Raw genomic sequence first — 17,867 nt, 5'->3', positions numbered from 1 at the left:
TTACATAACAGCATTTTCGACATGATCCACACTGCCATTCTGGAGTAAATACATTTTATAATATAACCCCTTTTGGGCTAGCAATTCTTTGTGCGTTCCCCTTTCTATAATTTCCCCTTGATGTAATACCAAGATTAGATTCGCGTCTTGAATTGTTGACAATCGATGAGCAATTGCGATTGTCGTTCTACCCCTCCTCATTTTTTCGAGTGCCTTTTGAATCTCTTCCTCAGTTTCTGTATCGATGTTTGCAGTCGCTTCATCCAATACCAATATTTTAGGATTCGTTACAATGGTCCTTGCAAACGCTAGAAGCTGCCTTTGACCACTTGAAAAAGTTGACCCTCGCTCTACTACCTGAAAATCATATCCACCTTCTAGTTTTTTTATAAAACTATCCGCTTGAACAAATTTTGCTGCTTCTTCGATGTCGTGATCGGTAATATCCGGATTATGTAAACGAAGATTGTCTTTAATGGTTCCGACAAATAAAAATGGATCTTGAAGCACTAAGCCCATTTTTTGACGAAGTTCATTATTCTCATAAGAGATAATAGAATGTCCATCGATTAATATCTCTCCACGTTCAATATCATAAAACCTCATTAATAAATTAATAATCGAACTCTTCCCACTACCAGTATGACCAACAAGAGCAACAGTTTCGCCTTGTTTTGCTGTAAAAGAGATATTTTTTAATACATCTCGTTTTCCATCATAAGAAAAGCTAACATTTTTAAATTCAATTTCTCCTTTTTGGACTGATGGATTGTCGTTACCAATTGTTTGTGGTGCAAGCTCATCATGATCGAGAAGTTCAAATACTCGGCCAGATGCAACAACTGCTTGTTGCAGCAAAGATAAACGCATCATCATATTATTTACTGGTTCAAAAAATCGTTCAAGATAATTTACAAATGCATAAAGTACACCAATTTCAATCGGACTCTCAAGAGATGAAATACCGAAAAAGCTAAGCACCATAATTATTGTCACGATATAAATGAAATCAACTGCCGGTCTCAGTAACAAACCATCTAGCTTAATATTTTTTATTCCCGCTTGATAATGCGCATCATTGATTTCAGCAAACTCCTGTCGTAGTCTTTTCTCTTGTCGGAACACCTGAATAATAGCCATACCTTGGAGTGATTCATTAAGCTTTGCATTTAACTGACTAAGTCGTTCTCGCATATCGTGGTAGTATTTAGAACTGAATTTGCGATAAGTTTGCATTAATATAAACAGAATTGGAATTAATAGTAAGCAAACTAGAGCAAGTTGGACATTAAGATAAAACATTGCAATAAAAATTCCAATTAAAAAGACACCGTTTTGTACAAAAGTCGCAACAACCTCTACAAACATATCCTTGATTGCCTCTGTATCATTCGTAACCCTAGAAACAATACTGCCACCTGGTGTTTTATCAAAATACTTTAATCCAAGTTTGTGGACCTTTGAAAATACCTCAATTCTCATTTCGCGAATAATTTTCAATGCGATCTCTTGAAATTTTACCAATTGAAAATATTGAAGTATTACCTTTGTAAAATGAATTAAAAGGTAAATCGCTCCCAAAAAGATTAAAGGTTGAATAGGTAAATGTCTTGGTGTTAAATAATCATCTATGAAAATTTTTATTAATATCGGACCAACAATGTCCGCAATCGTTGCAAGTAATAGCAAAAAGAATGCAATTATAAACTCTCGTGTATGCGTTTTCGTATAAGAAAGAAGTCTTATTAAAGCAGCCCTTTGGTCTTTTTTTGTCATTTTGTTCATATTTCTACCCTCCATGCTCAACAAGAGATTCAAGCTGCTGACGATGATACATATCACGATACCATCCTTCATCCTCCATAAGCTCGTCATGTGTACCATGCTGAGCTATCCTGCCATTCTCTATGACAAGAATTTGGTTGGCGTGCTGAATCGCACTTAAACGATGAGATGTGATTATGGTTGTTTTTCCTTGTCGATTTTCTCGTAAAGCACGCAAAATTTCCTCTTCTGTTTTAGCATCAACTGCAGATAATGAATCATCTAGAATTAGTATTTCTGGGTTCATTATGAGTGCTCTAGCTATTGAAATACGTTGCTTTTGTCCTCCTGATAAAGACACCCCGCGTTCGCCAACAACCGTTTCATATCCGTCAGTAAACTGCAATATATCATCATGGATATTTGCAGTCTTTGCTGCTTCGAAAATTTCATTTATTGATGCATCCGGTTTTGCAAAGGCAATATTATCTGCGACGGTTGCCGAGAAAAGAAAATGATCCTGCGGAACATACCCAATACTTTTTCGTAAGGCATCTAGCGTATACCCTTTTATCTCTTTTTCGCCTATTATTATGTTACCCTCATAACCTTCTATTTCACGAATTAATAGTTTCAACAATGTCGTTTTTCCTGCACCCGTTTTTCCAACAATACCAAGTGTTTGGCCTTGTCTTAAGTGAAAATAGATTTCTTTAAGTGTCTGTTTTTGTTCTCCAGGATATGCAAATTTTGAAATCGAATATACGACATCACCTGATGGGGTCGTCTCACTCGAATTCTCACAATCTTTTATTTCCATAGGCTCAGCCAAGAGCTTTGAAACCCGGTCATAAGATGCTCTTCCGCGCTCAACTATATTAAATAGCCACCCGAAAGCTAGTAGTGGCCAAATTAAAAGTCCTAAGTATGTTGTAAAAGTGACCAACTCCCCTAGTGTCATTTCACCAGATAGCACATACCTTGAACCAAACACAAGTGCTAGAAAGAAAGAAATGCCTACAATTAATGAAATCGTTGGATCATAAAGGGCATCAACCTTTGCTACGGAAAGATTTTTTTGAACAACATCATCAGACTGCTTACGAAAGACATTTGTATCCTCTTCTTCCTGCCCGAATGTTTTAATGACCTTTATTCCACTAGTACTTTCTTGTACTTTATCATTAAGACTAGAAAAAGCTTCCTGCGCCTTATGAAAACGTCTATGTAACAGAGTTCCATAATAATTCGTAGAGAGAGCCATAAACGGCAATGGTATGAGACAAATTAAAGTTAGCTTCCAATTTATTGTAAATGCCATCGTCAATAACACAAACCCACCTGTTGCAAGCGAGTCGACTAAGGTAAGGACACCTGATCCCGCTGTTTGTTGAATCGCTTGCAAATCATTAGTGGAATGTGCCATCAAGTCACCAATTCTTCTTTTCTGGAAAAATCCTTGCGACATCTTCGTAAAATGTTCATACAAACGGTTCCTAAGTAATCTTGCTAATTTGACAGATGAGCCAAAAATCATAATTCTCCAAAAGAATCGAACGATATAAACGGTACACGCAGTTGCTAACAAAATAGCTAACCACTTATATAAGATTTCTTTTGTTAGTGTACCTTGTGCAATAAAATCAACCGTCATCCCAATTACTTTTGGTGGAACTAGTTCCAATAAAGCAACAATCATTAATAAAAAAATACCAGTAATGTAAGACTTTTTTTCCTGATTAAAAAACCACATTAATTCTTTAAAGATTTTCATCCTATTATCCTCCGAAAGACGAAATAAGTGCCATAATAGTTTACCAAATTTTTAGAATTCTAGGAAGGTGCTTCCAAGCTTTAAGTGATAAATAAGTGTAAAATATTCTATTTCCTTAAAAGTTTTACTATAATGGGTTTAGAGAAAAAATGAGGTGAATATTCATGATTAAATACAAGGAGCTTCATCATGTGAGTTTAACGGTAACGAATCTTGAAAAGGCAAAAGACTTTTACAGCAATATTCTATGTTTGAACGAGATTGAACGTCCTAATTTTGATTTCCCTGGTGCCTGGTATGAAATTGGAAACCAGCAGTTACATCTAATTTACCTACCGGAATCTCAAACGATTCGAAAGGATAAAAGTATAAGTAGTCGCGAAGGACATTTTGCACTAAGAGTTGAAAACTACTATGACACATTAAATTGGTTATCAATCAATAATGTGACCGTCCTAGAAAAACCGGATAGCGTCAGTGGTTTTGCGCAAATCTTTTGTGCGGATCCCGATGGAAATTTAATCGAGCTTAACGTAGATCAAATGGAATTATAAGAACGAATACAAAAAAGCCACTTTTCCAGTGAAATTCTCACTAGAGAAATGGCTTTTTATGGTAGTAGAATGCATATTTGTCCAAGTTTTTATTGCTTGTCCATTTGACCGTTCATTGCTTTTAGCATTTGATTGATCTTCTTTTGTGATGGTTTTTGACCCATTTGCATCATCATTACTTTTAGCATTTGCTCATTGATTGGTGGATTTTTCTTCAAGTAATTCATCATGTATTTACGTGCAATAAAAAATCCTAATGCAACGCCACCAAGTAAAGCTACCACGATTAGTAAGATAGCTAACCACATTTGCATAAAAAAACTTCCTCCTTCATGTTGTCTCATTACAGTGTACTAAACCATTAGCTATTATACAATATTTGTTTTATGTTTTCCTAGCTTTTATACAAACTTTCTTTCTTTAATCGGGTTTAACCACCCATATTTGTTTGCTTTAAAATCCATTGCTAGGAAACAACGATCATATTTACGAAGGATTTCAAAAAATGCCGTCTCAGCTTCATAGCTTCCTGTAGACTCTAAATGGATGTAATCATTATGTATCGTTAGTTTTGCAAAGCTATTAAATTCATTCCATTCGAGAGTGTGCATATGACTTTGACGACTATAATAAGAATAATGAGCAAGGCTTCCTTCAATTTTTTGGTGGATACGTAATGAAGGAATCGTCCTTGTAATAAATTCAATTTGCTTATTGAGTATTTCTTTCCGCTCATATTTAGCTTGGTTATGCTCTAAAAATAAATGATAGATTAGTGATTCCCGTCCAAAGTAATGAGTTGCAAATTCTTCTTCTATTAAATAAATGTGGTATTCTCTCATACTCTTTCCTCCTAATACTACCTATTAAGAATAGTATATTCGAAAGAGTCTGTGATTTTTGTCTGACGTTGGAGTAAGAATCGTCTAGTTTTGTCGAAACTTTTGTTTATGTAGTACAGGGGCCCGAATCGACCCCTATTTCTTATTAAAGCAGTTGTTTTACACGGCTTACTACATTTTCAACTGAGAAACCATATTCCTTCAGTACGATTTCACCAGGAGCTGAAGCACCAAACTCATGGATACCAAGTATATCTCCCTCATCACCCGTATATCTTTCCCAACCAAGTGGTGTTGCCATTTCAATCGCTAAACGTTTTTTCACATTCGGAGGAATAACCGACTCTTTGTATTCTTTTGACTGTGCCTCGAAACGGTCCCATGAAGGCATACTTATAACGGACACCTCAATATTTTCACTAGCGAGTTGTTTTTGTGCCTCAACTGCTAGACTAACCTCCGATCCTGTTGCTAATAGAAGAGCTGCTGGCTGTCCAGATTTTGCAGGTGATAGAACATAAGCACCTTTCTGAACACCTTCATAAGCTTTCTCGGCTGTTCCTTCTAATGTTGGCAGGTTTTGTCTCGTTAAAATGAGAGCTGTAGGAATTTCTTTCGATTCAATAGCCGTTCTCCATGCAGCTGCCGTTTCATTTCCATCCGCTGGTCGAATGACAGACAAATTTGGCATTGCTCGTAATGCTGGTAATTGTTCTACAGGCTCGTGTGTTGGTCCATCTTCTCCAACCGCGATACTATCGTGAGTAAATACATAGGTTACAGGAACTTTCATTAAAGCAGCTAATCGAATGGCTGGTCGTAAGTAATCGGAGAATACAAAGAATGTTCCCCCATATACCTTCACACCGCCATGAAGAGCCATCCCATTTAAAGCAGCACCCATTGCGAACTCACGTACTCCAAACCATATATTCCGACCACTGTAATCCTTAGGCATAAAGTCAGCAGCACCATTAATCATTGTTTTATTTGATCCCGCTAAATCAGCTGAACCGCCAAAGAATTGCGGTACACTCTTTGCTATTGCATTTAATGCTTCACCAGAAGATGCTCGGGTTGCTAGCTTCTTACCCACCTCATAAACTGGTAGCGTGTTCTCCCAGCCATCAGGAAGTCTACCCTCTATTGCCATTTCTAACTGCTTCCCGAGTTCTGGGTTAGTCTCCTTGTATCGACTGAACATTTGATTCCATTCTTGTTCACTTTGTTCACCATTTCTTTTTACTGTTTCCTCAAAATGAGTATAGACCTCAGTTGGAATGTGAAAATCATTTTCAAACGTCCAGTTATACGCTTCCTTCGTTAATTTTAATTCATCGGCTCCCAATGGTTCACCGTGTGCCTTTGACTTTCCAGCTCGGTTTGGAGAACCATAACCAATTGTCGTTCGAACTTCAATGAGAGCTGGACGTGCTAAATCTCCTTTAGCCTCCTCAATCGCTTTATCAATCGCTTCTACATCATTCCCATCCTCAACACGTAGATATTGCCAGCCATAGGACTTATACCTTTGTTCGATAGATTCTGAAAACGCTTGATTAAGATCACCATCAAGGGAAATATCATTAGAATCATACAAAACAATTAGTCGACCTAATTTTAGATGTCCTGCTAATGATGAAGCCTCACCTGATACACCTTCCATCAGGTCACCATCACCACAAATGGCATATGTATAATGGTTAACAATTTCAATTGAGTCATTATTATAGACACCCGCTAAATGGCGTTCTGCCATCGCCATTCCAACAGCCATAGCAATACCTTGGCCGAGTGGGCCAGTAGTTGCATCGACACCTGCCGTGTGGCCATACTCAGGATGCCCCGGGGTCTTACTGCCCCATTGGCGAAACTGCTTTAAGTCATCAATTGTTAAGTCGTAACCAGATAGGTGTAACATACTGTACAATAATGCAGAGCCGTGTCCCGCAGATAAAACAAATCGATCACGGTTGAACCAATGTGGGTTTTTCGGGTTATGTTTCATATGTCGAGTCCATAAAGCATATGTCATGGGTGCTGCTCCCATTGGCATACCTGGGTGTCCTGAATTTGCCTTTTCAACAGCATCAATAGAAAGTGTTCGAATTGACGCTATCGACAAGTCTGTTAGTGATTGTGTCATAAAAATAAACATCCTTTCAAGAGTTTCTAACGAACTAACATAAAACATAGCAGTTCTTCATTGATAGTATGCACAAAAAAAAAAGAATACATAGAAATCTATGTATTCTTTATTAATGCAATCTTTTCCGCTTACTATTTTTCAGTTTTTCTGGGGTTACATCATTACCCTCTGGATCAACAACTTTTACAGAATGTAATGTATTAGTCATTGAACTTCTAAAAACACGTAGGTACTCTTGTCTAAGCTCTTGCTGTTCTTCTTTTTCTTTATCCGTAAGACCAACTGTCTTCGCTTTTTTTGCAAGAGCATTGATCCGATTGATTTTATCTTTTGAAAGCATAATTATTACTCCTTGTTTATTCTTTTCTAAATCATAGTTCATAGTACTAGATGAAAAGATATTTTACAAGTCATCCACATTACGCATTTAGCTTGCACTAATAATAACCATTCCCATACTTAATAAAACAAATAGTACATAATAGATAAATCCGCCTTGTAATTTCCTTAACATCTTTATTTCACTCCTATAGAATGTTTGTTCGTATTTTATATTTCTATTATAGACCGAACATTTGTTTTGTGTCAACAAAAATTCGAACTTATGTTTGTATAATCTAGTAAAACATGCTATACTCAACTTAAGAAATTCGGTATTTGTCGAATTTACTAGGTCACCTGAACAGTGAGATCGAAGAGAAGATTTAAATACATATATAATATAAGTGCAAGGGGATGAGCGAAGATGACAACGAAGCTTTCTAAAAGACAGCAGGATATATTGAATTACATAAAACAAGAAGTTAAAGAAAAGGGCTACCCACCTTCCGTAAGGGAAATTGGGGAGGCTGTTGGTTTAGCATCAAGTTCAACAGTACACGGACATTTGTCCAGACTAGAAAGCAAAGGCTTGATTCGAAGAGACCCTACTAAACCTCGCGCGATTGAAATTTTACAAGTTGACGAAAATGAAACAATTCCAACTGCAAACGTTGTGAATGTCCCAGTCATAGGTAAGGTTACTGCAGGACAACCAATTACAGCTGTGGAAAATATTGAAGAGTACTTCCCATTACCTGATCGTTTTGCTGCCCATGATGACCAAATTTTTATGCTTGAGATAATGGGAGATAGTATGATCGAAGCGGGGATTCTTGACGGAGACTATGTGATTGTTAGACAACAGCATTCAGCTAACAATGGGGATATTGTTGTTGCAATGACAGAGGAAGATGAAGCGACTGTAAAACGTTTCTTTAAGGAAAAAGATCATATCCGCTTGCAACCGGAAAACTCAATGCTCGAACCGATCATCCTTAAAAACGTAGTCATATTAGGAAAAGTTATTGGCGTATACCGTACAATTCATTAATCTAAAAAAGGAACATTTCTAAATGAAATGTTCCTTTTTTATTAGCAAAAAAACCCTTAACACATCCACGTGTTAAGGGTTCATTTATTAATACATAGTCATGTATTGCTCTCTCTCCCATGGATGAACCTGGGTACGGAACATATCCCATTCGATCTCTTTTGCTTCAATAAAGTGTTCGAACAGATGTCCGCCTAATGCTTTGATTAACACTTCATCCTGCTTAAGCATATCCAATGCAAGAGATAAAGTTGGTGGTAAATCCACAATGCCCGCTTCATTACGCTCTTCTTTATTCATCACATAGATGTTTCTGTCAACAGGTGCTGGTGGTGTCAATTTGTTTTTGATACCATCTAATCCTGCAGCTAATAGTACAGCCATTGCCATATAAGGGTTTGCTGCCGGGTCAACTGAACGCACCTCGACACGTGTGCTTAAACCACGTGAAGCTGGGATACGAACAAGTGGACTTCTATTTTGAGCAGACCAAGCCACATAGCAAGGTGCTTCATAACCAGGTACTAGTCGTTTATATGAGTTTACAGTTGGATTTGTAACAGCTGTAAAATTAGGCGCATGCTTTAAAATACCTGCAATAAAATGTCTAGCATTATCACTTAATTGTAGATCCGCATTAGGATCAAAGAATGCATTTTCCGCGCCTTTGAATAATGATAGGTTACAGTGCATTCCTGAACCCGCTACTCCAAACAATGGTTTTGGCATAAAGGTTGCATGTAAACCATGTTTACGAGCAATTGTTTTTACAACAAGCTTAAAAGTCTGAATTTCATCACACGCTGTTAAAGCATCCTCGTATTTAAAATCAATTTCATGTTGTCCAGGTGCAACCTCATGGTGAGAAGCTTCAATTTCAAATCCCATTTCCTCAAGCTCTAATACGATATCACGGCGGCAGTTTTCACCAAGGTCTGTTGGCGCTAAGTCAAAGTAACCACCATTATCGTTAAGTTCAAGAGTTGGTTCACCTTTTTCATTTAACTTAAATAAGAAAAACTCAGGTTCAGGGCCAAGATTGAAATCCGTAAATCCTAGTTCTTCCATTTCTTTCAAGACTCTCTTTAAGTTGTTACGAGGGTCCCCTTCGAATGGAGTACCATCCGCATTATGAATATCACAAATTAAACGAGCAACCTTCCCTTTTTCTGCAGTCCACGGGAAAACTACCCATGTATTTAAATCTGGATATAGGTACATATCTGATTCTTCGATACGAACAAAGCCTTCGATTGAAGAGCCATCAAACATCATTTTATTGCTCAATGCTTTTTCTAATTGACTTACGGGAATTTCAACGTTTTTAATTGTTCCAAGAATATCTGTAAATTGTAAACGAATAAATTTTACATTCTCTTCTTTTGCTAAACGAAAAATATCATCTTTCGTATATTTGGACATTGTGTTTCCTCCCCAAACCTAGTTGTAAGTATAGTTTTGTAATCAATATGCTATTAATGAAAAAATCTCGACATATCATTATGATGCGGACCTGACTGCTTTTTAAATCTTCCAGCTTGCAATAATTCATTTCTTAAAAGTTTTCTCAGCTCAGAATTAGATATTTCCTGTTTCACAGGCTCAACAGGCTTTTCTTCCGCAACTTGTCCTGAATTTCGGACTGCGAATATTTGTTTAATTCCTGCCAAATTGACCTTTTGTTCGATCAAGCTTTTTATTTCAAGTAATCGATCAACGTCATTAAATGAGTATAGTCTTCGATTTGTTTCAGTTCTTGCTGGAGAAATCAAACCATTTTCCTCATAATAGCGAATTTGCCTTGCAGATAATTCAGTTAATTGCATGACAATTCCAATCGGAAAGAGTGGCATGGAACGCCGAATTTCATCACTCATATGGGATCCTCCTTTTCGCAATGAATAAGTTAATATTATATGATGTTAGATTATCTGTCAACACAATGTTAGAAAACATAACATGAAATTTCATATAAAAAAAGAGGAGTTTAATCCTCATTCTTTATCGAAATTAGTTGTTTAGTAAGCAATTGGTTAAGCGCAAGACAAATGGCAATTTTCACATGAGAATATGTAAGTCCACCTTGTACATATGCAACATATGGAGGACGTGTTGGACCATCCGCTGTTAATTCAATGCTAGCACCTTGAATAAACGTTCCTGCTGCCATGATCACGTCATCCTCATACCCCGGCATATAACTTGGATATGGCGTTACGTGTGAGTTTATAGGAGAAGCATATTGGATTGCTTGACAGAAGGAAACCATCATATCTTTGTTATCAAATTGAACAGATTGAATTAAATCTGTTCTTTCACTATCCCAGCTTGGCTCTGTTTTCAGACCGATTTTTTCTAAAATCGCAGCTGTAAATACGGCTCCTTTTAACGCTTGTCCCACAATATGTGGTGCAAGGAATAATCCCTGATACATTTCCTGCAGAGAATAAAGTGATGCCCCTGCTTCTGCTCCAATGCCAGGGGATGTCATTCGATATGAACATGCTTCAACAAGTTCTTTTTTTCCCACTAAATATCCGCCAGTTTTTGCAAGTCCGCCTCCTGGGTTTTTAATAAGCGAACCGGCAATTAAATCAGCTCCTACATGACATGGCTCTTGTAATTCAACGAATTCACCATAACAATTATCAACAAAAACAACAACATCAGACTTGATTTCTTTGACGAACTGGATCATTTCTTTTATTTCTGCAATCGTAAAGGAAGGTCTTGTTGCATATCCTTTTGAACGCTGAATTCCAATCATTTTTGTATTTTCATGAATAGCATTTTTAATTGCTTCAAAGTCTGGTCTTCCTTCAGGTGTTAAATCGACTGTATTATATCCAATATGAAACTCCTTTAAGGATCCATTTCCTGTACCTCTAATCCCTACAATCTCTTCTAAAGTATCATATGGATTTCCTGTAATATATAGCAATTCATCATTCGGTCGCAACACACCAAACAATGCAATCGAAATGGCATGAGTCCCTGAAATAATTTGCGGACGTACAAGTGCTGCTTCACCCCCAAAAATATGGGCGTACACCGCTTCCAATGTATCTCTTCCAATATCATCATAGCCATAGCCTGTTGAGGGAATGAAGTGAGAATCACTTACTCGATTATCTTGGAAGCTTTTTAACACTTGATATTGATTGTAATCAATATTTTTATCAATCTTCGTATGAACCTCTTTAATTTCTTGTTCGGTTTCTTCAACTAATTCCGAAATTAGTTTACCATAATCTAATTCTGTAAACATGATGTTTTCCCCTTTATGATTGAAAATCGTCTAGTTGACCATTCAATGAGTGACTTGGAAAAATAAAGCCAGTGCAATCGTATTTTTCCGCTTCTTCATTGTAACGAAGTTCTTTCAAAATCGTTTCTTGTTTTAAATGTGCTAATAATCTACCTTCCGAGCTAGGTAGAGATACCTTGTATTCTTTCATCTCCTCAATCATTGAATCCTCTACCCTTGTCTTAATTACCACTAAATCATTTTCATCAAAAGCACTAACTAAAATGGATTTAGATGTTGACGAAGGAACAAAATCAGGGTGAACTTTATCTTTTTTATTATAAATAGTCAGAATCGGAATTGATTCAACACCTAGTTCATCCAAAAGCTTCAATACTGTTTTTTCATGATTAAAATAATCAGGATTTGAAGAATCAACCACATGAACAATTAAATCTGCTTCTTTTACCTCTTCTAAAGTTGAGCGAAACGCAGCTATTAGCGAAGTAGGCAAATCTTGAATAAATCCTACTGTATCAGTTAATAGTGTAGTTAATCCACATGGAAGAATCATTTTACGAGTCATTGGGTCAAGTGTCGCAAATAATAAATTTTCTTCAAATGAATCTGCCTCAGTTAGTCTATTAAATAATGTCGATTTCCCTGCATTTGTATAACCTACCAATGCGATTTGATATGTATTATTTTTCTTTCTTCGTTCGCGATAGCGCTCCCTGTGCTGTACAATAACTGATAATTGATTTTTGATATCATCAATCCGCTTATGAATATGTCTTCTATCGGTCTCTAGTTTTGTTTCCCCTGGACCTCTCGTCCCAATTCCACCACCGAGTCTTGATAATTCAATCCCCTTACCTGTTAATCGGGGTAATAGATATTGGAGCTGAGCTAATTCTACCTGTAATTTTCCTTCTTTTGAGTTTGCTCTAGAAGCAAAGATGTCAAGAATCAGCTGGGTTCGATCAATCACCCTAGCTTGAAGACTAGAAGATAGATTCCTTACTTGGCTTGGGGATAACTCATCATTAAAAATGATTACATCTGGCCCTAGTTCTTCTTCAAGATGCACTAACTCTTCCACTTTACCTTTTCCTATGTATGTAGCAGGATGGACTTTTGCACGCTTCTGCGTAACAGTCATTACCACTTGGCCCTTGGCTGTTTTAGTTAATGATTGTAATTCTTCGAGCGAATATTCAAACCGACTTTCGTCTTCATTTTGAATATGACAGCCTACAAGTATCGCTTTTTCCATATCTTTCTTTTGTTCGTTTACCAATCAATTTACCTACTTTCATGGAAGGTGTTTTTCTTACGTTATCATATCAAATTTAATGAAACTATACCAATTTTGAAATTAAAATAAACCGCCTAATAATAGGCGGCACGTTTATTCTTTGAAAATCAAGTCCTGTGTTCTTATTGTCTGAAGGTCCTGTTTACTGTAAGTATCGTCGATTAATAATCTCATTGCTTGACTTCGAATTGATTTTTCGATGATATTCCGAACGTAACGCCCATTACTAAATTTTCCGGGGTAAGAATCCATTTTAACAGCAAGTAAATGCTCACGTAATTTTCTTTCTGCCTCTGGACTGAATTCATATTCACGTTCCACCATCATTTTTGCTGAAATTTCCATTAACTGTTCAACGGTATAATCCGGAAAATCAATTACAAGTGGAAAACGAGAATATAATCCTGGATTTAAAGATAAGAAATGGTCCATTTCTTTTGAGTATCCCGCTAAAATCAAAACAAATTCGTGCTGCTTATCTTCCATATGTTTAACTAACGTATCTATAGCTTCTTTTCCGAAGTCCTTTTCTCCACCTCTAGCTAGGGAATACGCCTCATCAATGAATAATATGCCACCAATAGCCTTTTTAATTAAATCCCGTGTCTTTTGTGCGGTATGACCAATATATTCCCCGACCAGGTCAGCTCTTTCTGCTTCAATGAGATGCCCTTTTGATAGGACATTCATTTGCAGAAATAATTTCCCTAATAATCGTGCAACAGTCGTCTTACCTGTTCCAGGGTTTCCTTTAAACATCATGTGTAATGCTTGTTTTCCTACCTTTAAACCCTGTTCTTCTCGCTTTTTATTAATATAAATCCAAGCATAGATTTCCTTTACCATTTTCTTCATTTCATCCATACCTACAAGAGCGCTCATTTCTTCCTCTATTTCTTTTAGAGCTGTATGTTTTGTTTGGATTTTCGTTGAAATAGCTTCTCTAGAAGTAGAGTGCAGTACTTTTAATTTCTTTTTTTCTCCATTCAGAACGACATTTATTTGTCCATTGTTCTTCATTGTAATGGGTTGTTGATCCAAGAGCTCTCACCTCTCATTTCAGTACATTATACGTTGTTGGGTTAAATTCGTGACAAAAGCCCAAGGAAATATAGAAAAGCGCAAGGCGCCCGCCTATCGGTGACAAGCATAAGACGAGCGCTGACAGAAGGTGCTTTTTACCTTCAGAAGCGATTGGCTTATGACTCGAGCCGATGGCGCCTGGAGCTAGACCTAGATCGCAAACTAAATTTCCCTTTTATTTCTACAATTTTCTCACTTTTATTACAAAAGACTCTTGCTTTTTGTCAAAGATTGCGCTTTCCCGGAAAATATTCCATAACACTATATGTATATGAGCCAATTTACAAATCTTGAAGAAAAATTAGACAAGATGAAAAAAACAACCTTACTTATCAAAGTAAGGTTGTTTTTTCGGTAATTTATTCAAGCTCTAGTTTAATGTTTTTTTGTGGAGCGAAAGTAGAAATTGCGTGCTTATAAATAAGTTGCTGCTTCCCTTCAGTTTCTAATAGAACTGTAAAGTTATCAAAGCCTTTCACTAATCCTCGTAATTGGTATCCATTTAATAAGAATACTGTTACAAATGTCCCATCCTTACGTAGAGTGTTTAAAATTTGGTCTTGGATATTGATTGCTTGTTTCATGAAATGTCCTCCTCTAGAATCTACGGCACAAAATGCCGAAACTGTCATTGCCCAATTTTGAACAATCGAATACATCTTATATTATCTATTCTCTTAAATTCCTAGCTTTCCTGCTATATATTTATAAATTTCATTAAATTTTTCTTTAAACTCATTATTTGCTGACATATCAAACCATTTTACATCGATTTTATTTCGAAACCATGTTAATTGTCGCTTTGCATATCTGCGTGTATTTTGTTTTAATTGTTGGATTGCTTCGTCTAGGGATGATGCCCCATCTAAATAACTATAAAGTTCTTTATAGCCAATTGCTTGGATGGATTGGCAATCTCGTAAACCTTGAGAATGGAATTTTGTTACCTCTTCAAGCAGTCCCGACTCTATCATCAAGTCAACCCTATGGTTAATGCGATCATACAATTTCTCTCGTTCCATTGTTAATCCAATTAGGGCAACATCATAGATAAGTTCATGCTTCTGTCCCTCCAAATATTCGGTCATCGTTTTCCCAGTTGTTTTGTAAATCTCTAAGGCTCGAATGACTCTTCTTACATTGTTGGGGTGAATCCGTTCTGCACTCTCCGGGTCTATTTTTTTTAGTTCCTGATAAAGAGGTTCAACTCCCCTTTCAGCAACTTTTTTTTCAAGTATATTCCGATATTCAGGGTTTGAGGCATCATCTGTAAATTGATAATCATATATTACAGATTGAATATAAAGCCCTGTCCCCCCAACAATCATCGGTAATTTACCACGATTATGTATTTCCGTTATTAACTTTCTTACAACCTCTTGAAACTCCGCTACCGAAAAGCTCTCATGTGGTTCCTTAATATCAATGAGATGGTGGGGTATCCCTTCCATTTCATCTTTAGTGATTTTGGCAGTACCGATGTCCATCCCTTTATAAATTTGCATGGAATCTCCACTTATAATTTCAGCATTAAGCTTTTTGGCAAGTTCTATGCTTAGTTTCGTCTTTCCAACTGCGGTTGGACCAATTAGAACGACAAGTTTTTCTTTTTTCAATTCTTCCAATCAATCACTACCTTTACCTCAATTCATACTATTATCGTAACATAGATAATAAGACGAATACTAAATTATTATAACCAAATTGACTTAGAAAATAACAATTTTCTTGAACCTTATCATAGTTTCCTACTACTTTTGTCTTATATAGGGAAAACTCGCCTATTTAGCGAGTTTTCCGCACTTTTTATATCGTTTATTTACATGACTCGTTTGAACATCTTTTCCATTTCATAGGTCGAATGGTGTATGATGATTGGTCGACCGTGAGGACATGTAAATGGATCACTTGTTTTACGGAGCGTTTCAAGTAATGCAAATATTTCATCGTTACGTAAATGGTGGTTCGCTTTTATAGAAGCTTTACAGCTCATCATAATCGCTGCTGCCTCTCTTAATTTCTTAATATCTATTTTCTTATCATTAAGCACTTGCTCGATAATTTCCTCAATGACTTCTTTTTCATCACCTTTTGGAAACCATTGGGGATGTGAACGTACAATGTAACTGTTATGGCCGAATGGTTCCAAGTAGATTCCAACCTGTTCTAAATCTTGCTTATGCGCATTTATGTTGATACATTCATCAGTTGAATATTCCAATGTAATCGGAAGAAGAAGTTCCTGAAGATCAGAAATATTTTCTCCTACTTTTTCTCTGAAATATTCATATTTAATTCGCTCCTGAGCTGCATGTTGATCGATAATATATAAACCTTTCTCATTTTGAGCAAGGATATATGTTCCGTGCATTTGACCGATGGGATACATAACTGGCACACGTTCATCTTTATTTATGTTGATTTCAGTACCTTCAAAATCTGTCTCTTCAATCTCATCCAAGGAACCGGTAGTTGTGTAATCATTTTCTTCAATTACCAGTTTTTCCGTATCATATGGTTTTTCTTCATATACAGATGTAATGACCTGAGTTGGTGTTTCAATATTAAGTTCTTCTTTCCTCGAAGCCTGTTGAATGGTCTCAACAAATTTAGGGACAAAGGGTTGTTTTTCTTGTGGTTCAGTTTTTATGGAATGCTGAAATACGAATTCTTGCTGCTCCGATTTTTGAACTTCCTTCTTCTTTGGATTTATGGCATCCGGGATTAGTTGTTTATGTTTAAAAACATCCTTAATTCCTTGATCAATTAATTGATTTAGTTCTTGTTCTTTACTAATCCTAACCTCTAGTTTTGCTGGATGGACATTCACATCAACTAACAATGGGTCCATCTTAATGTCGAGTAAGACAATTGGAAATCTTCCAATCGGTAATAAGGTATGGTAGCCTTGCTGTATAGCTTTAACTAGTGGAAAATTTCTTATATATCTACCATTAATAATGGTTGATATATAGTTTCTTGATGCCCTTGTAACTTCAGGCATAGATATATAGCCTTCTACACTAAAGTCTAATGATTGCAAATGAATAGGGACCATTTGCTTTGCAATTCCTAAACCATAGATCGCAGCAAGTACCTGTCTAACATCCCCATTCCCACTTGTATATAAAAGGCGTTTTCCATTATGCAATAACCGAAAGGAAACTTCCGGGTGAGCAAGGGCAATCCGATTGACAGCATCGGTAATATTGCCAAGCTCTGTGTGAACGGTTTTTAAATATTTTAAGCGAGCTGGAGTATTAAAGAAAAGATTAGAAACTGTAATGTCAGTTCCTTTACGACTATTTGTTGCCTTTTTCTCCGCAATCTGTCCACCTTTTATGAGAATATGAGTACCTGAATTATCTCCCGTACTGGTCTTCATTTCTAGTTCAGAAACAGAGGCAATACTAGGTAATGCCTCACCTCTAAACCCTAATGTCCGGATTCGAAATAAATCATTTTCGTCCTTTATTTTACTTGTTGCATGACGATGAAAGGCATTCACACAATCCTCACTATCCATGCCATCACCATTGTCAATAATTCGAATTTTGGAAAGGCCCGCTTCTTCTATTTCAATTTCGATAACAGTACTGTTTGCGTCGATGGCATTCTCAACTAATTCCTTTACAACTGAGGCTGGCCTCTCCACTACTTCCCCTGCTGCTATTTTATTTGAAAGAAGGTCATCTAGTTGGACGATTTTCCCCATGCCTTCACCTCATTCTCTTTTAAGAAAATCAAAAATTTATTGAACCTTC

16 protein-coding genes are annotated in these 17,867 nt (G+C 36.6%); 2 read left to right on the top strand and 14 right to left on the bottom strand.

The genetic code is table 11. From position 1 onward, the window contains the following. Complete coding sequence (locus tag AC6CHV_RS00190; protein ID WP_498077834.1) at window positions 1-1,785, bottom strand: ABC transporter transmembrane domain-containing protein; 1,785 nt, start codon at window positions 1,783-1,785, stop codon at window positions 1-3. 4 nt (window positions 1,786-1,789) lie between these two features. Continuing rightward, window positions 1,790-3,538 (bottom strand): ABC transporter transmembrane domain-containing protein, encoded by a 1,749-nt coding sequence (locus AC6CHV_RS00185; RefSeq protein WP_498077833.1) that lies wholly within the window; start codon window positions 3,536-3,538, stop codon window positions 1,790-1,792. Between the two features lie 164 nt (window positions 3,539-3,702). Between AC6CHV_RS00185 and AC6CHV_RS00180 the strand changes: the two genes are divergently transcribed. After that, window positions 3,703-4,092 carry a VOC family protein gene (locus AC6CHV_RS00180; RefSeq protein ID WP_341331824.1) on the top strand — a complete coding sequence of 130 codons (390 nt, stop codon included), beginning with the start codon at window positions 3,703-3,705 and terminating at the stop codon, window positions 4,090-4,092. Window positions 4,093-4,181: 89 nt separating this feature from the next. Here the strand turns inward: AC6CHV_RS00180 and AC6CHV_RS00175 are convergent, their stop codons facing one another. The 4 genes from AC6CHV_RS00175 to AC6CHV_RS00160 all read right to left on the bottom strand — a co-directional run bounded on the left by AC6CHV_RS00175 (window position 4,182) and on the right by AC6CHV_RS00160 (window position 7,423). Next, window positions 4,182-4,406 (bottom strand): YneF family protein, encoded by a 225-nt coding sequence (locus tag AC6CHV_RS00175; protein ID WP_099362934.1) that lies wholly within the window; start codon window positions 4,404-4,406, stop codon window positions 4,182-4,184. An 87-nt stretch (window positions 4,407-4,493) separates the two neighbouring features. Continuing rightward, complete coding sequence (gene sirA / locus AC6CHV_RS00170) at window positions 4,494-4,934, bottom strand: sporulation inhibitor of replication protein SirA (RefSeq protein ID WP_341331825.1); 441 nt, start codon at window positions 4,932-4,934, stop codon at window positions 4,494-4,496. A 145-nt stretch (window positions 4,935-5,079) separates the two neighbouring features. Further along, entirely contained in the window at window positions 5,080-7,080 is a 2,001-nt protein-coding gene (tkt, locus tag AC6CHV_RS00165) for a transketolase (protein ID WP_498077832.1), read from the bottom strand. A gap of 112 nt (window positions 7,081-7,192) precedes the next feature. Further along, window positions 7,193-7,423, bottom strand: coding sequence for a DUF896 domain-containing protein (locus AC6CHV_RS00160; RefSeq protein ID WP_341331827.1), 231 nt, complete (start codon window positions 7,421-7,423; stop codon window positions 7,193-7,195). Between the two features lie 405 nt (window positions 7,424-7,828). Here AC6CHV_RS00160 and lexA point away from each other — a divergent pair, with 405 nt between their 5' ends. After that, window positions 7,829-8,455: a transcriptional repressor LexA gene (gene lexA / locus AC6CHV_RS00155; RefSeq protein ID WP_121446659.1), complete on the top strand. Its 627-nt coding sequence runs from the start codon at window positions 7,829-7,831 to the stop codon at window positions 8,453-8,455. An 87-nt stretch (window positions 8,456-8,542) separates the two neighbouring features. On the opposite strand, the gene glnA is transcribed toward lexA, so the two are convergent. The 8 genes from glnA to mutL form a co-directional block, all read right to left on the bottom strand. Further along, a complete protein-coding gene (glnA, locus tag AC6CHV_RS00150) occupies window positions 8,543-9,877 on the bottom strand; it encodes a type I glutamate--ammonia ligase (RefSeq protein WP_341331828.1) in 1,335 nt (444 codons plus the stop codon). Between the two features lie 53 nt (window positions 9,878-9,930). Next, the gene (locus AC6CHV_RS00145) at window positions 9,931-10,332 is read right to left on the bottom strand and encodes a MerR family transcriptional regulator (protein ID WP_121446657.1); all 402 of its coding nucleotides are present in this window, start codon (window positions 10,330-10,332) and stop codon (window positions 9,931-9,933) included. Between the two features lie 110 nt (window positions 10,333-10,442). Then, on the bottom strand, window positions 10,443-11,723 hold the full coding sequence (locus AC6CHV_RS00140; protein WP_341331829.1) for a methionine gamma-lyase family protein: 1,281 nt from the start codon (window positions 11,721-11,723) through the stop codon (window positions 10,443-10,445). A gap of 13 nt (window positions 11,724-11,736) precedes the next feature. After that, window positions 11,737-12,978 (bottom strand): GTPase HflX, encoded by a 1,242-nt coding sequence (hflX, locus tag AC6CHV_RS00135; protein WP_341333545.1) that lies wholly within the window; start codon window positions 12,976-12,978, stop codon window positions 11,737-11,739. Window positions 12,979-13,113: 135 nt separating this feature from the next. Then, window positions 13,114-14,061, bottom strand: a complete 948-nt coding sequence (gene spoVK, locus AC6CHV_RS00130) for a stage V sporulation protein K (RefSeq protein WP_341331830.1) — start codon at window positions 14,059-14,061, stop codon at window positions 13,114-13,116. A gap of 401 nt (window positions 14,062-14,462) precedes the next feature. Next, the gene (gene hfq, locus AC6CHV_RS00125; protein ID WP_057999880.1) at window positions 14,463-14,687 is read right to left on the bottom strand and encodes an RNA chaperone Hfq; all 225 of its coding nucleotides are present in this window, start codon (window positions 14,685-14,687) and stop codon (window positions 14,463-14,465) included. A gap of 93 nt (window positions 14,688-14,780) precedes the next feature. Then, entirely contained in the window at window positions 14,781-15,728 is a 948-nt protein-coding gene (miaA, locus tag AC6CHV_RS00120; protein ID WP_341331831.1) for a tRNA (adenosine(37)-N6)-dimethylallyltransferase MiaA, read from the bottom strand. Window positions 15,729-15,922: 194 nt separating this feature from the next. Beyond that, window positions 15,923-17,818, bottom strand: a complete 1,896-nt coding sequence (mutL, locus tag AC6CHV_RS00115) for a DNA mismatch repair endonuclease MutL (protein ID WP_341331832.1) — start codon at window positions 17,816-17,818, stop codon at window positions 15,923-15,925. Between the last annotated feature and the right edge of the window lie 49 nt (window positions 17,819-17,867).

It is taken from the genome of Ferdinandcohnia sp. GQ5, assembly GCF_059759275.1.
The sequence above is the reverse complement of the archived record's forward strand: the minus strand, read 5'-3'. Positions and strand labels throughout refer to the sequence as shown.